13 protein-coding genes are annotated in these 15,370 nt (G+C 61.5%); all 13 read right to left on the bottom strand.

What is annotated here, in order from left to right; all coding sequences use genetic code 11:
• Positions 1-25: 25 nt before the first annotated feature.
• Positions 26-1,258, bottom strand: coding sequence for a methyl-accepting chemotaxis protein (locus tag KHP07_RS17250; RefSeq protein ID WP_457232578.1), 1,233 nt, complete (start codon positions 1,256-1,258; stop codon positions 26-28).
• Positions 1,259-1,803: 545 nt separating this feature from the next.
• The gene (locus tag KHP07_RS17245) at positions 1,804-2,208 is read right to left on the bottom strand and encodes a TraR/DksA family transcriptional regulator (RefSeq protein ID WP_010564800.1); all 405 of its coding nucleotides are present in this window, start codon (positions 2,206-2,208) and stop codon (positions 1,804-1,806) included.
• Positions 2,209-2,546: 338 nt separating this feature from the next.
• Complete coding sequence (locus KHP07_RS17240; RefSeq protein ID WP_016975559.1) at positions 2,547-3,569, bottom strand: ABC transporter permease; 1,023 nt, start codon at positions 3,567-3,569, stop codon at positions 2,547-2,549.
• 26 nt (positions 3,570-3,595) lie between these two features.
• Positions 3,596-5,149 carry a sugar ABC transporter ATP-binding protein gene (locus KHP07_RS17235; RefSeq protein ID WP_078048037.1) on the bottom strand — a complete coding sequence of 518 codons (1,554 nt, stop codon included), beginning with the start codon at positions 5,147-5,149 and terminating at the stop codon, positions 3,596-3,598.
• 65 nt (positions 5,150-5,214) lie between these two features.
• Positions 5,215-6,144, bottom strand: coding sequence for a sugar ABC transporter substrate-binding protein (locus KHP07_RS17230; protein WP_078048036.1), 930 nt, complete (start codon positions 6,142-6,144; stop codon positions 5,215-5,217).
• Between the two features lie 48 nt (positions 6,145-6,192).
• Complete coding sequence (locus tag KHP07_RS17225) at positions 6,193-6,369, bottom strand: hypothetical protein (protein ID WP_163033238.1); 177 nt, start codon at positions 6,367-6,369, stop codon at positions 6,193-6,195.
• 127 nt (positions 6,370-6,496) lie between these two features.
• Positions 6,497-7,525 carry a Gfo/Idh/MocA family protein gene (locus KHP07_RS17220; RefSeq protein WP_214497599.1) on the bottom strand — a complete coding sequence of 343 codons (1,029 nt, stop codon included), beginning with the start codon at positions 7,523-7,525 and terminating at the stop codon, positions 6,497-6,499.
• 153 nt (positions 7,526-7,678) lie between these two features.
• Entirely contained in the window at positions 7,679-8,689 is a 1,011-nt protein-coding gene (iolG, locus tag KHP07_RS17215) for a bifunctional inositol 2-dehydrogenase/D-chiro-inositol 1-dehydrogenase (RefSeq protein WP_078048034.1), read from the bottom strand.
• Positions 8,690-8,707: 18 nt separating this feature from the next.
• Positions 8,708-10,639 carry a 3D-(3,5/4)-trihydroxycyclohexane-1,2-dione acylhydrolase (decyclizing) gene (gene iolD / locus KHP07_RS17210; protein WP_214497598.1) on the bottom strand — a complete coding sequence of 644 codons (1,932 nt, stop codon included), beginning with the start codon at positions 10,637-10,639 and terminating at the stop codon, positions 8,708-8,710.
• Positions 10,640-10,769: 130 nt separating this feature from the next.
• Positions 10,770-11,591, bottom strand: coding sequence for a TIM barrel protein (locus KHP07_RS17205; RefSeq protein ID WP_099493440.1), 822 nt, complete (start codon positions 11,589-11,591; stop codon positions 10,770-10,772).
• Positions 11,592-11,617: 26 nt separating this feature from the next.
• Positions 11,618-12,406 carry a 5-deoxy-glucuronate isomerase gene (gene iolB / locus KHP07_RS17200; RefSeq protein WP_099493441.1) on the bottom strand — a complete coding sequence of 263 codons (789 nt, stop codon included), beginning with the start codon at positions 12,404-12,406 and terminating at the stop codon, positions 11,618-11,620.
• Positions 12,403-13,296 carry a myo-inosose-2 dehydratase gene (gene iolE / locus KHP07_RS17195; protein WP_214497597.1) on the bottom strand — a complete coding sequence of 298 codons (894 nt, stop codon included), beginning with the start codon at positions 13,294-13,296 and terminating at the stop codon, positions 12,403-12,405. Before iolE ends, iolB begins: the two co-directional genes overlap by 4 nt.
• A 104-nt stretch (positions 13,297-13,400) precedes the next feature.
• Positions 13,401-15,338, bottom strand: coding sequence for a bifunctional 5-dehydro-2-deoxygluconokinase/5-dehydro-2-deoxyphosphogluconate aldolase (locus KHP07_RS17190; protein ID WP_214497596.1), 1,938 nt, complete (start codon positions 15,336-15,338; stop codon positions 13,401-13,403).
• Positions 15,339-15,370: the final 32 nt, after the last annotated feature.

Below are 15,370 nucleotides of genomic sequence, written 5' to 3'. Positions count from 1 at the left end.
TCCATTGCATAAACAGCAATAATCCCTATCGCCCGCCTTTTGCTACCTCGGGTTTATAGCCCAGGCGCAAGCCGCCCCAATGCCGGCCCTTGACCATGATCGGCACCGACAGGTCGTGCATCAGTTCGCCGGTGTCACGGGTATAGGTCTGCAGCAGAACGGCCTGTTGGTGGCTGCCACAGCGGATCCCGGTGCGGTCTTCAAACTTGCGCTTGGTGCGGTTCTGCACGGCATCCACCTGCGCATCACCGGTCAGCGCGTGGGAGAACGCCTTGTTGTGCGTCGGCACATAGCCCTGGGGCGTGCAGGCGATGGCAAACACCAACCCTTCATGCCGTGGCAACAGTGCCTCCTGGATCGCCGGCAGCACCTGGTCGGTGTAGCCGTCAAAGCGGGTGTGGTATTTGCTCGGGCTGGTATTGGCGATCGGCGTGTAGCTGCGGTCGAACAGGTCGTCCAGGCTGATGCGGTTCTGCTGCACATCGGCTTCGAACTGCGCGGCAATCCGGCTTGCGCCTTCACGCGCCAGGTCGTAGATGCGCTGGTGGTAGTCATCCAGCCCGACTTCGGCCAGGCGCTCGCTGATGGTTTCGGCCTGGCCTTCCATCTGCACGGCAGCGTCAGCCAGTTGACGGGTTTGCTGATCGCTGACGGCCAGGTCGCTGCGCATCTGCTCCACGGCATGGAAAAGGCTGTCGAGTTGCGTGCGATTGGTGTCGGTGCCCTGGGCGATTTCATTAACCTGGCCTTCCACATCCGCCGCCAGGCTGGCGATATTTTGCAGTTGCTCGCCAGCGTGCTCCACCTGCTCGACGCCGGTGTGCAGGTCGGCCGAGAGCTGGCGAATCTGTTCCACCACCTGGGCAGTGCGTTGCTGGATATCCGCGACCATCACGCCCACTTCATCAGTGGCCGTGGCTGTTCGCCCAGCGAGCCCGCGCACTTCATCGGCGACCACCGCGAACCCGCGCCCATGTTCACCGGCCCGTGCGGCTTCAATGGCCGCGTTGAGCGCCAGCAAATTGGTCTGGCTGGCGATGGACTGGATCACCAGGGTCACCCGCTGGATTTCCTCACTGCGCTGACTCAAGGCTTCGATCAGTTCACGGCTGGCATTGGCGCGCTGGCTGAGCTGGTGCATACGCGTGATCGATTGGGCCAGCACCTCGCGGCCTTCAGTGCTGCGCCGGTGGGCCTGGCTGGCAGCGCCTAGCGCTTCGCGACTGAGTTGAGAGGTGATCTTTTCGGTGCCGATCATCACCTCGGCACTGCTGACAATCTGCTTGGCGGCGCTCAACTGTGATTGCAACCGGGCAGCCAGCTGCTTGACCGAATAGGCCACGCCGGCGGCGGACAATGCGTTATGGCTGGTGGTGTAGGACAGGTCGCGCGTCAGCTCGCCAATGGAATCGACGCCTTCGGAGGAGGCAATAAACGGCGTGCGACTTTTCAACCGAGGCAGCCAGATCACCAGCAGCGCCAGTGGCAAGCAGACGTAGAGTGGCAGGCTGGCAAGCGCCAGGCCCAACAGTACCAGCACCAGGGCGGTGCTCTGCAAGAACGGCGTGAGCCAGCCGGGCAACCCGCGCACCACCGGTTGCGGTGGCACAGCTGCGCCCATCAGAGATCCGTCTCCAGCCATCGTCGTTACCCCACTGCTTGTCATTATTGTTCCTGCATTAAACGCCACTATCGGGCCATTATCCATGGGCCTTTAGTGGGGTAGCTTGCAGCAGATCAATAGACGGGGTGTAACGGGTCTTTCCCTGGGGAACCGCGTGGCGATCCCCCAGCTTCACCGCATCAGGCTTGGCGCTGGTGCTTGTCGATCTGCTCGTGGCGCTCTTGCGCTTCGATGCAGTACTTGGTGGTCGGGCTGATCAGCAGGCGCTTGAGGCCGATAGGCTCGCCGCTGTCATCGCACCAGCCAAAGGAATCTTCCTTGATGCGTTCCAGTGCACGCTCAAGCTGCGGCAGCATGCGCTGATCGCGGTCGATTGCGTTGACCAGCCAGGTACGCTCTTCTTCAACGGAAGCGGCGTCAGCCGGATCGGCCGGGGTGTCCAGGCTTTCAATGGCGATACGGTTCTGTTCAATGCGCTCGTGGTGTTCCACTTTCATGTCTTGCAGCAACTGCTCGAAAAAAGCGTGCTGTTCGGCATTCATGTAGTCATCCGCCGGCATGGCCAGCAACTTTTCCTTTGTCATTGATTTCTCTATAAAAAATACGTGCATTAAGGCGAATAAGGGAGCGTTCCGGCCGACCTCTGCAGGTCTCGGAAAGGCGCCGTCCATTCCAAGCGCCACCCGGCACTCAATTTACGAGGGGCGGCAGTCTAAGGCCGACTTGAGGGCGCAGCAACTGAAATGACAGGCATTTTTTCCCAGATAACCCCAAAAGGCACCAGGACGGGCTTGGCGAATGGTTATCGGAGTGCGTTTATAGCAGGAAAGTTCGTGAAGCAGCTATAAGCCGCAAGCGGCAAGCGACAAGCTGCAAACATCAGCATGCTTGCAGCTTGAGGCTTGAGGCTTGCCGCTGCGCCTCAGCGCTTGAGCTTGCGCTTGTTGCGGTACTGGTCGATCACCACCGCCACCACAATGATCAGGCCCTTGATGATGTCCTGGATGTACGCATCCACACCGACAAAGGTAAACCCGCTGGCCATCACCCCAAGGATCAGCGCGCCGATCACGGTGCCGGTGATGCGCCCTACCCCGCCCGCCAGGCTAGTACCGCCGATCACTGCCGCAGCAATCGCATCCAGCTCATAAGACATGCCCATGCCGGCCTGGCCGGTGGCGGCACGTGCCGAGGCCACCACACCCGCCAGGCCAGCCAAGAGACCGGCGATGCTGTACACGATGATCAAGTGGCGCTTGACGTTGATCCCCGAGGTACGCGCCGCCTGCATGTTGCCGCCGATGGCGTAGGTGTACTTGCCATACTTGGTGTAGCGCAGCGCGATATGGAAGATCACCGCCACCACCAGGAAGATGATCACCGGCATCGCGCCATGGCCGATGGCCGTGTACGAGTCCGAGAGCATGCTCACCGGCTGGCCTTCGGTGTAGTAACGCGCCAGGCCACGGGCCGAGACCATCATGCCCAGGGTCGCAATGAACGGCGGAATGCCGGTGACGGCGATGATGCTGCCGTTGATCGCCCCCGCCAGCAGCCCGACGCCCAGCCCCATCGCCACCGGGATCCACACCGGCAAGTCGGTGAGGCTCGGGAATACCGCACGGGAAAAGTCGGAAGTCTGGGCCAAACTCGCGGCGATCATCGCCGACAGCGCCAGCACCGAACCGGAGGAGAGATCGATCCCCGTGGTGATGATGACCTGGGTCACGCCGATTGCCAGCAGACCAATGATCGACACTTGCAGAATCATCAGCACCAGGCGCTGGGAGTTCATCAGGAAACTCTGGTCCCGCACGATCCAGCCAAACAGCTCGAAGACCAGGCCGATGCCGATCAGCACCAAAAAGATGCTCAGCTCGGTGGGCATGCGTCGACGACTTTTGGTTGGCACCGTCGCAGGCTTGTTATCCGTTATTGCGTTCATAACCCATCACCTTCTTATTCTGTACGTCAGTGGACTGCGGTCATCCCGGAGGCCAACTGCATGACTTTTTCCTGGGTCGCTTCGCTGCGGTCCAGGGTGCCCATCAATTCGCCTTCGTGCATCACCATGACCCGGTCGCTCATGCCCAGCACTTCGGGCAATTCGGAAGAAATCATGATCACCGCCATGCCTTCGCTGGCCAGGAACGAGATCAAGCGATAGATCTCGGCCTTGGCGCCCACGTCGATGCCCCGCGTGGGTTCATCAAGGATCAGCAGGCGCGGGTTGGTCATCAGCCAGCGTGCCAGCAAGGCCTTCTGCTGGTTGCCGCCGGACAAGGTGTCGATGCACTGCTCAAGGGACGGGGTTTTCACCCGCAGCTTCTTGCACATGTCTTCGCACAGCGCACGCAGGGCTTTCTGCTGGATAAAGCCGTTGCCCGAGTAATGCGGCAGCACGGCCATTTCCATGTTTTCCAGGACCGACAGGCACGGGAACAGGCCACTGAGCTTGCGGTCCTCAGTCAGCAGGGCAAACCCTTTCTCGATGGCCATGTGCGGGTCGCTGATACGCACCGCTTTACCGTCCAGTTCAATCTGCCCGCCGTCGCTTGGGGTGATGCCAAACAGGGTCTCCGCCACATTGGTGCGGCCCGAGCCCATCAGCCCGGCGATGCCAAGGATCTCGCCAGCGTGCAGGTCGAAGGAGACGTCCTTGAACACCCCGTCCAGGCGCAGGTCGCGGACCGACAGCAGCAGGTCGCCGATGGGCGTCTCGCGCACCGGGAACAGCTGGCTCAGCTCACGGCCGACCATCATCGAGATAAGGCTGTCGCTGTTCATGCTGTCGGCGCGTTGCAGGCCGATGTAGTGGCCGTCGCGGAACACCGCCACTTCATCGGCGATGGCGAACACTTCGTTCATTTTATGCGTGATGTAGACGATGCCTTTGCCCTGGGACTTGAGGTCGGCAATGATCGAAAACAGGTGGGCCACTTCCTTCTCGGTAATGGCGGACGTCGGCTCATCCATGATCAGGATGTCGGAGTCGTAGGACACGGCCTTGGCAATCTCGACCATCTGCCGCTCGGCGATGCTCAGGTTACCCACGTGTTCCTCGGGGTCCAGGTTGATGCGCAGGCGCGCCAGTAATTCGGCCGTGCAGCGGTGCATTTCGCGGTGATTGACCATGTGCAGGCTGTTGAGTTGCTCGCGGCCGATCCAGATGTTCTCGGCGATGCTCATGTGCGGCATCAGGTTGAGTTCCTGGTGGATCATCGCGATCCCGGCCTTCTGGGCCGCCAGGGGCGTTTCAAACACGATCGGCTTGCCACGCAGGCGAATCTCGCCAGCGTCGGGCTGGTAGATGCCGGCGATGATTTTCATCAGCGTCGACTTGCCCGCACCGTTCTCGCCCATCAGCGCCAGCACTGTGCCGGGGCGTACCCGCAGTTGCACGTCGGCCAGGGCCACGACGCCGGGGAAGCCTTTGCTGATGTTGACGATTTCCAACAGGTAGGGTTCGTCCAGCGGCAACGGCTGGATGCCGGGGGGCTGTGAGACAGCGGCTTGAGCGAGCATAAGGAGGTACTCCATCGGCAAGGCGGGCACGACCGCCCTGCCGGCTTATTGTTGTTATATAGGGGCTACTTGAAGTCTTTGACGTTGTCCGGGGTGATCAGCTGGAACGGGATCACTACGTTCTGTTCGATAGGCTCGTTCTTGGCCATCTTGCGCGCCGTCTCGACCGACTTGTCCGCCTGGCCCTTGGCGTCCTGGAAGGCCGACACGGTCATGTCACCCTTGGTGATTGCGTTCAGGCCGTCCGGCGTGCCGTCGACACCGGCGATCAACACGCCCTTCTTGCCCGCCGATTTCAGCGCCATGGCGGCACCGATCGCCATCTCGTCGTTGTTCGACAGCACCGCCTGGAAGTCGCGGCCCTGGGTCAGCCAGTCGTTGACCAGGGTCATGCCCTTGTCACGCAGCCAGATACCGGTCTGTTCCTGCTCGATCTTGATGCCTGGGTACTTAGTCAGGACTTCCTTCACACCCTTGGTACGGTTGGTGGTGGAGTTGTTCGCCAGGTCACCCAGCAGGATCACAATGTTGCCCTTGCCGCCGAGTTTTTCGGCGATGTACTGCATCTGCAGTTTGCCGGCCTCGACGTCATCGGAGGTCACCGCCGCGACACCTGGGGCCAGTGTCGGGCTGTCAGGACGACGGTTGACGAACACCAGCGGGATTTTCGCTGCGGTGGCGGCCTTGATGATGTTGGCCGTCGACGCGGTATCCACCGGGTTGACGATGATCGCGTCGACTTTCTGGCTGATAAAGTTCTCGACCTGGCTCAACTGCTTGACCACATCGGCGCGGGCGTCTTCGAACTGCAGCTGTACGCCATCGCCCTTGGGATAGGACTTGGCTTGCTTGTCCATGTCTTCGCGCAGGTAGGTCAGGAAGGTGTCATCGAAGGCGGACATGCTCACGCCTATCTTGAGGTCAGCAGCCGAGGCAACACCGCTGGCGAGCAGCATGGACAAGGCCAGCGCGGTAAAACGGATCGGGGTCTTCATGAACGGTCTGTCTCCACTTTCTTGTTGGTTTTTTGGACGTTGCGTTTATCAGAGCTCAGCAGGCAGCCGGACCACCGGTGCGCCTGGAATACAGCAGACCAGCGCGCCTTGGTTTTCGACGCACAGCACATTAAGGAAGGAGAAGTAGAACGGCCGGGCGCGGGGCAGACCGCGTGGCGTGTGGGCAGGGCGTAAAACTCGCAGTACAGCGTTGAAGATTTTCATCTGACGGTACCTGGTTGTTTTTGATCTTGTTTTTGTTGAGCCGTGCGGATCGAGTCCGAACGTACTTTATGCAACCTGGAAAAGACTTTATTGGAAAATAATTTCCATATCAACCTGTTTTAGAATTTTATTCTATTTTTGTTGAAACCACCTGCTGGCGCTCGGCGCTCAGGCGTGCGGCGTCCAATATACGGGTGGTTTCCAGCGCGTCATAGGTGTCCACCGGCAACGGTCCCTGCCCTTGCACGGCCAGTTGCAACTGCCGATAGAACTGCGTCCAGCAGCCCTTTTCCGAGGGTACTCGCTCACGCTCAGAACCTTGTTCGAACCAGCCCCAGCGTCGATGCTCTTCGGCACCCCAGTGCTCGCCTTCGGTTTTCGGCGACTTGCCGGCCATCAGCGCCTCTTCCTGACCATCCAGGCCTTCGACGGTGTAACAGCCTGCGCTGCCACTGACGCGAAAACGCGGTGCCTGGCTGTTTTGCAAGGCGTTGCCCCACAGATGGGAGATCACGCCGTTGGCATGAGTCAGGGAGACAAAGAAGCCGTGATCCACCGTGGGGTGTTCGGCGGTGTAATGCAGCTGGGCGAACACTCGATCTACCGGGCCGAACAGTTGCAACGCCTGGTCGACCAAATGGCTGCCCAAGTCGCGCAGCCAGCCACCACCGCTGGCGTTACCTACGGCTTGCGGGCTGTAGCGTTCCACGCGGGATTCAAAGCGGCTGATTTTGCCCAGGGCGCCGGCGTCGATGAGCTTGCGCAGGGTCAGGTAGTCCGAATCCCAGCGCCGGTTCTGATACACGCTGAGCAGCGTGCCCTGGCGCTCGGCCGCGGTGATCAGCGCCTGGGCCTGTTCGGCGTTGGCGGCAAAGGGCTTGTCGCTGACCACGGTAACGCCATGTTCGATGGCTTCCAGCACCAGGGCCGGGCGGCCTTTGAGGGTGGTGGAAATGACCAGGGCGTCGACACCCGCCTCGACGATCTGGCCGATGGAATCGAAAGCCTTGAGGCCGGGATGGTCAGTCGCCAACTGCTGGCGGCGTTCAGGTGAGCGAGTAACGACGCCAACAAACGTGGCGCCGGGCAGTGTTGCAATCAGCGGCGCATGAAAGAAGCGCCCTCCGTGGCCATAGCCAACCAGTCCAATTCGCATACATACACTCCTAATTTAAACTGGAAACCCAATTCAACTGTGGGAGCTGGCTTGCCTGCGATAGCAGTGTGTCAGGCAATGAATCTGACACTGATGAACCGCCATCGCAGGCAAGCCAGCTCCCACAGTTTTTAACCGGGTTTCTTCAGTGAATCAGCCGTAGAAGTGCGGGCGATCCGGCAGGCTCACCTTCACAATCTGCTCACTGTTCTGCGCCTCGATGCACGCATCCGCCGCCACTGCCGCCGCAAAGCCATCCCACGCCGACGGCCCGCCGACCTGGCCGGCGCGAACGCTGTCGATAAACGCCTGCAACTCCACGTCATAGGCCCCGATAAACCGGTCCTTCCAGTCCATCAGGATCGCGTTGGACAGCTTCGCCCCGCTACGCAATTGCACCTGGGACGGCTCCGGCAGCTTGGCGATGCCGGTCTCCCCCACCACTTCGCACTGGATGTCGTAGCCGTACTGGCAGTTCACAAACACTTCCACATCGATGCGCGTGCCCTTGGCGGTTTCCAGCAGCACGATCTGCGGGTCACGCAGGTGCGCCAGGGCCTTGCTGGACTTGCGCGGGAACACCACTTGCACCGACACGTAGTCATCGTTGAGCAGCCAACGCAACACATCCAGCTCGTGGATCAGGGTGTCGGTGATCGCCATGTCGGTCTTGTAGTTCTCACCTACCGTGGGGTTGCGGTGTGCGCAATGCAGCATCAACGGCTCGCCGATCTGGCCACTGTCGATCACGGCCTTGAGGGCGCGATAGCCTTCGTCATACGGACGCATGAAGCCGACTTGCACCAGGCGCTTGCCGTAGGCCACCTCGGCATCGACGATCTTGCGGCAGCCCTCGGCAGTGACCGCCAGGGGTTTTTCGCAGAACACCGGTTTGCCGGCGGCGATGGCGGCGAGCACGAACTCTTCGTGGCTCGGGCCCCAGGAGGTCACCAGGATCGCTTGCACCTGCGGCGAGTTGATCAACGCATGGCCGTCGGGGTACACCTCGGCGTCCAGCTTCAAGTCCGCCACCACCTTGGCGGCCTGTTCAAGGTTGATGTCGGTCACAGCGACGACCTGGCTGTTGAGCAGGGTCTGGCTGCAACGACGAATATGGTCCCGGCCAATGGCGCCCGTACCAATCACTCCAAGCTTCAAAGACATACAACACTCCTCTTGTTATTAGTACTGCCGGGCCTTCGCCAGGTGTTCGTTGAGTTTTTTCGCGGCGGCATTCGTGCGTTCGCTGGTGGACACCTGCGCCACGCCTACCCGCCACCACGACAGGTAGCCGTGGATCATGGTCTTGGGCAGCACCTTGATATCGATCAGCGTCGAAACCGTTTGAGTACGCGCATCCGCCAGCGCCGCTTCGAGTTGTTCCACGGTGCTGACCTTGTATGTCTTGCAGCCATAGGCCGCCGCGCTCATGGCGAAATCCACCGGCACCAGGCCGCCGTCGAGCTTGCCGCTCTCGGGGTTGCGGAAGCGGAACTCGGTGCCGAAGCTGTCCATGCCATTGCCAATCTGCAGGTTGTTGATGCAGCCGAACGCCATGTTGTCGAGCAGTACCACGTTGATCTTGCGCCGCTCCTGGATCGAGGTGGCCAGCTCCGAGTGCAGCATCATGTAGGAACCGTCGCCGACCAAGGCGTAGACCTCTTTGCTCGGCTCGGCGAGTTTCACGCCAAGGGCGGCGTTGATCTCGTAGCCCATGCACGAATAGCCGTACTCGACGTGGTAGGTGTTGACGCCCTTGCTGCGCCAGGCGCGCTGCAGGTCGCCGGGCAGGCTGCCGGCGGCGGCGACGATGATGGCGTCGTCGGCCAGGGTTTCATTCAATACACCCAGCACGCGGCTTTGGGTCAGGCACGAACCGGTCAACTCGATAAATTCACGCAGCACCGCGCGGTCCAGGTGGTCGTCGACCTCGGGCACAAAACCGTCACCGGCATATTCCACGTGGTGTACGCGGTCCACCTCGGCGTCTAACTGCGCCTTGGCCTCAACAATCTGCTCGCCCCAGCCGGAACGGTAATCCCCCAGGGCATCGGCAAGCGCTTCCAGGGCGACCTGCGCGTCGGCAAGCACCTGCACACCGTCGAGTTTCAGCGCGTCGCAGGGGCTGATATTGAGGTTGAGAAACTTCACGTCTGCGTGCTTGAACAGCGATTTGGACGAGGTGGTGAAGTCGGTGTAGCGCGTGCCGATCCCAATGATCAGGTCCGCTTCGGGCGCCAGCAGATTCGCCGCCAGGCAGCCGGTTTCACCGATCCCGCCGACGTTCAGCGGGTGGCTGGAGACCACGGCGCTCTTGCCCGCCTGGGTTTCCGCGAAGGGAATATCAAACCGCTCGGCAAAGGCTTGCAACGCGGCATTGGCGCCGGAGTACTTCACCCCACCACCGCAGATGATCAGCGGCTTGCGCTTGCCGCGGAACGCCGCCAATGCATCACTGATCATCGCAGCGGTCGCCGGGCGACGGTCGATGCGGTGCACGCGTTTCTGCAGGAAATAATCCGGATAATCCCAGGCCTCGGCCTGCACATCCTGGGGCAATGCCAGGGTCACGGCGCCGGTTTCGGCCGGGTCGGTGAGCACGCGCATGGCGTGGATCGCGGCGGTCATCAACTGCTCGGGGCGGTTGATGCGGTCCCAGTACTTGCTGACTGAGCGGAAGGCATCGTTGGTGCTGATGCTCAGGTCATGGAACTGTTCGATCTGTTGCAGCACCGGGTCGGGCTGGCGGCTGGCGTAGACATCGCCGGGCAACAGCAACAACGGGATGCGGTTAGCCGTGGCGGTCGCAGCGGCGGTGAGCATGTTGGCGGCGCCCGGGCCTACGGAGGCGGTGCACGCGTAGATCTTGCGGCGCAGGTGCTGCTTGGCGAAACCGATGGCCGCATGGGCCATGCCCTGCTCGTTGCGCCCCTGGTGCACCACCAAGTCGCCGGCGTCTTGTTCCAAGGCCTGACCCAGGCCCAGCACATTGCCGTGGCCGAAAATCGTGAACACTCCGGCGACAAACTTACTCTGCACGCCATCGACTTCGATGTATTGGTTATCCAGGAACTTCACCAGGGCCTGGGCCATGGTCAATCGTGTTGTGGTCATCACTTGCACCTTGTGTGAATACAACTCCAGTGTGGGAGCTGGCTTGCCTGCGATAGCGATGGGTCAGGCAGTGAATTCATATCTGATCGATCGCTATCGCCGGCAAGCCAGCGCCTACCTTTGGTTTGCGTTATGCCAGGGACTTTTCCAGGTGGGCAATGCTCGCGCCCAACGCTTGCTGGATATCGGCCAGGCCGTGCACGCTCTCGGCAAACGGCTCAAATGACAGGTAGCCGCTGTAGCCGGTGCTAAGCAAGGTGTCGATCTGCGCCGCGTTGCCGAGGATGTCACCCTCGCCCACCAGCACGCGGTGGCCGTCGCGAATCGCATTCAGCGGCGCCTCGGCATCTTCCACGCCGGAGATATGCACCAGGCCAGTCAGTTCCGGGAAGAACTCATGCTCGCTGGCCAGATGATGATGGAAGGTGTCATGCACCAGGCGGAACACATCCAGCCCACCAATGGACTTGATCGCCTCCACCGCCACGCGCTTGCGGCGCAGGGCACACTCTTCAAAACCCAGGGGCTCGATAAAGCCGAGAACCCCGTACTCGCGCAGGATCGGCGCCAATTCGCTCAAGGCCGTGCGCAACCCGGCCGCGCGCTGGGCTTCGCTGCGCGTGTCGCCCGGCTCATTGAACGGGCACATCACCAGGCCCTGTGCGCCGCATTCACGGGCATAGGTCGCCAGTTTGATCGCCTGGGCCCGGCGTTCGTCGTTCCACACATCAAAGGGGTACAGCGCGTTGATCGACAGCACGGTGATGCCCTGCACCGCGCACAGTTCGCGCACGCGGCTGGCCGGTGTACCGAATTCGATTTGTTTGTCCGCCAGGTCGTTGCGGATCTCGATCGCATCGCACTTGAGCGTGGCGGCCAACTGAATGAAATCCGGCAGGGACAAATGGGGGGCGACCATGCGGTTAAGGGCAAAACGTAGAGGCGACTTCATTGTTGTTCTCCGTCCAAAACCGCTGATTAGAGGTCCAGCAGCCAGCTGTGCTGCGGGTCGTTGTGGAAGTGCCAGGCGCGCTTGGGGCCGGCCATGACATTGAGGTAATAGGACTCGTAGCCATACGGGACGCTGACCGGGTGATACCCCTTGGGCACCACCACCAGGTCGCTGTTTTCCACAGCCATGGCCTGGTCGATGCTGCGGTCGTCGGTGTACACCCGCTGGAACACAAAGCCCTGGGGTGGGTTGATCTGGTGGTAGTAGGTCTCTTCAAGGAAACTCTGGTGCGGCAGGTCGTCGGTGTCGTGCTTATGCGGCGGGTAGCTCGACGAATGCCCGGACGGCGTACGCACCTCCACCACCAGCAGCGAATGGGCCGGCTCGCTGGCGGGCAGGATGTCGCACACGTAGCGGGTGTTGGCACCTTTGCCACGCACGCTGCGCTTGCAGTTTTCCGGACGGATCAGGCGTGGCTCGTAGCCCTCGCCGCCCGGGGCGGCGCACACGGCAATCTGCACATCGCTCAAGGCCGTGACCTGGGCATCGGTGCCCGGCGGCAGGTAGGCGGCGAAGGGGGATTTTTCTTCAAAGACCGAATGGCGATCCCCGAGGTTCTGCCAGTTGAAGCCTTCGCCTTCGATGTTCACCCGCCCACTGAGCAGCACCAGGCACAGCTCCTGGTCGCCGGCGCTGACCGGCAGGGTTTCGCCCAGGCTCAGGCGGTAGGCGGCAAAGCCCACGTACTCCAGGCGCCCGGCTTCGAGGGCGACCATGGTTTTCCCGCGTTTGCTGCTTTTGACCAACAAGCTCATTGTCCGGCCCTCTCGTTCAGAAGCGCACGTAAGGTGTCGTAGCCTTTTTTCGCATAGATATAGCTGGGGGCCACTGCGGGGTCCTGCTCGGCCTCCACCACTAGCCAGCCTTGGTACTGGGCGGCCAGCAGCACATCGAGCAATTCGGCGAAGTCGATATCACCGTCGCCGGGCACGGTGAAGGTGCCGTTGACGATGCAGTCGGGAAAGCTCCACATCTGGTTGCGCGCCAGTTGCACCACCGGTTTGCGCACGTCCTTGAAGTGCACGTGGCAAATGCGGTCGATGTGTTTGCGCAGCACCTCGATAGGTTCGCCGCCGCCCATATAGCAGTGACCCGAGTCAAACAGCAGGCCGACTTCAGGACCGGTGCGGCGCATCAGTTGGTCAATGTCTTCCGGGGATTCGACATAGGCGCCCATGTGGTGGTGGTACGCCAGGCGCACGCCCTGGGACAGGGTGAAGCGCGCCAGTTCAGTGAGCTTGTCGGCGTAGTCCTGCCAGGCTTGTTCGCTGTGAAAACGTGGGCGTTCGATCAGGCGAATGCGCGAGCCCTGGATCGAATCGGCCACCTCGCCGTAGACCAGCACCGTCGCGCCGTTCTGCTTGAGCAACTCGACATGCGCGGCGATGGCCTCGATCTCCTCAGCCACCGAGCGCCGGGCCAGGCGGCTGGAGTACCAGCCGGAAACCAGCGCCAACTCATAAGGGCGCAATACGTCGCCGACGCCCTTGGCGTCCTTGGGGAACTTGCCGTTGAGTTCAAAACCTTCGTAGCCGATTTCCTTGCCTTCGCTCAGGGCGGTGCTCAAGGGGGTTTCACCGCCCAGGGCCGGCAGGTCGTCGTTGCTCCAGGAGATCGGGTTGATGCCAATTCGGATTGCGGGCATGGCTGCACCTTTTATTGTTTTTCAAAGTTGCATGAGATCTGCTTTATGTGGGAGCGGGCTTGCTCGCTCCCACATTTGATTGCATTCCCTATCTGGAGCTGTGCTTAGGTCCGAGCACTGCGCCAGGCGTTAATGAGCTGTTCGAAGGTGGCCTGGACTTGCTTGATCAAGGTCTCGTCATCAATCTCCCCGGCCATCCACGCGCGGCTCGGTTCCTGGAAGATCGTGCGGCCCACGGCAAAGCCACGGCAGGTGGTGCTCTGGCTGGCCTGCTGGAAACCGTCGGCGAGAAATTCCGCCGACGCATTCAGGCCCAACAACACCACGCCACGGCAGTACGGGTCGCGCTCCTGGATCAGTTCGTCGAGCTTTTTCCAGTCTTCGGCCGATTGCGCCTCGATCTTCCACCACGCCGGGTAGATACCCAGGTTGTACAGGCGCTTGAGGCTGCGGTAGAGCACATCCGGGTAGGTGGACGGGTGATCCTTGGGCGGGATGACCTCCAGCAGCAGTTCATGGCCACTGACAATCGACGCCTCGTACACCGCCTTGAGTTGTGCCTCTTGCTCCAGGCGCAGCATCGGCTCGTCATCCGGGTGAAATTGCACCAGGCATTTGATGATTTGCTCCTGGGGCCAGGCAATCAGGTTGCTGCCCACCGAGCGACCGTGTTCGAACGCCAGCGGCCGAGAGTTCTGCACCTCGACCGGGCGTGCGATCCACCAACCGCGACCGCTGGCGGCGTTGAGCGCGTCCTGGCCGAAGCGTTGGTCGGCCAGTAGACCGACATCGGCTTCTACACCTTGCTCGGCGAGTTTTTTCTCGACGCGTTCGATGGCCTGGATAAACAGTTGCTTGGCATCGCTGATGCGCGCCGGGTCCTGGCCGCCCTTCTGCGCCAGGTCCACCAGTTGCCAGCGGTGGTCGAAGGCAAACACGAATAGCTGCCTCCAGGCCTTGCGCGGCACTGTCACGCGGTGCAGGCGTTGCAGGGTCACGTCCTGGTCCGGACGGGTAATCGGCACCGGGCTGTTGAACAGGTACTCCAGCTCCGCGGGTGTCGGCATGGCCGGAGCACACGCATGGCGCGACACGACCAGGCCGCCACAGGCATTGGCCAACTGGCTGCAGCGCTCATCGCTGGCGTCATTGATCCAACCACTGAGGAACCCCGACATGAACGCATCGCCGGCCCCCAGCACATTGAGCACTTCCACGCGCACACCGGGGTAGATGGCGCCGTCTTCCAGGCGTGCGGGGATGGCGCCGTGAATCACCGTGCAGCCCTGCGGGCCGAGCTTGACCACCAGGGTCGCCGGGGTCAGCTCACGCACGTTACGCAGCGCGCTGAGCAAATCTTCACTGCCCCCCGCGATCAGGAATTCTTCTTCGGTGCCGACGATCAGGTCGAAGCGCGGCAGGATTTTCTGCACGTGCTGGCTGACATTCTGATCGGCCACAAAGCGGGTTTCGCCGTCGGCCTTGCCTGCCAGGCCCCACAGCACTGGGCGGTAGTCGATATCCAGCACGCACTTGACGTTGTGCTTGGCCGCGTAATCCAGTGCCTGGATGCTGGCCTTGTACACGCCGTCGGTGGAGAAATGCGTACCGGTGATCAGCAGCGCCTTGCTGGAGGCAATAAAGGCTTCGCTGATGTCTTCGACGCGCAGGGCCATGTCGGCGCAGTTTTCGCGGTAGAACACCAGGGGGAAGGTTTCGCGGTCCTTGAGGCCGAGCAACACCAGGGCGGTGAGGCGTTCCGGGTCGACCTTGATGCCGCTGACATCGCAGCCTTCGCGGGCCAGGGACTCCACCAGGAAACGCCCCATGTGGTCGTCGCCCACCCGGCTCAGCATCGCCGACTTGAGCCCAAGCCGTGCGGTGCCAAAGGCGATGTTGGCGGAGGACCCGCCGAGGTACTTGGCGAAGCTGGACACGTCCTCAAGCCGCGCACCCACTTGCTGTGCATAGAGGTCGACGCCCAGGCGCCCGAGGCAAATCAGATCCAATTGACGCCCACTGGCAAAACGAGTCTGGCCCATGCTGGCTCCTGTTATTTTTATCAGCCTGCGTT

The sequence above is a fragment of the Pseudomonas sp. VS40 genome, from assembly GCF_018587885.1.
GTDB lineage: Bacteria > Pseudomonadota > Gammaproteobacteria > Pseudomonadales > Pseudomonadaceae > Aquipseudomonas > Aquipseudomonas pergaminensis.
The sequence above is the reverse complement of the archived record's forward strand: the minus strand, read 5'-3'. Positions and strand labels throughout refer to the sequence as shown.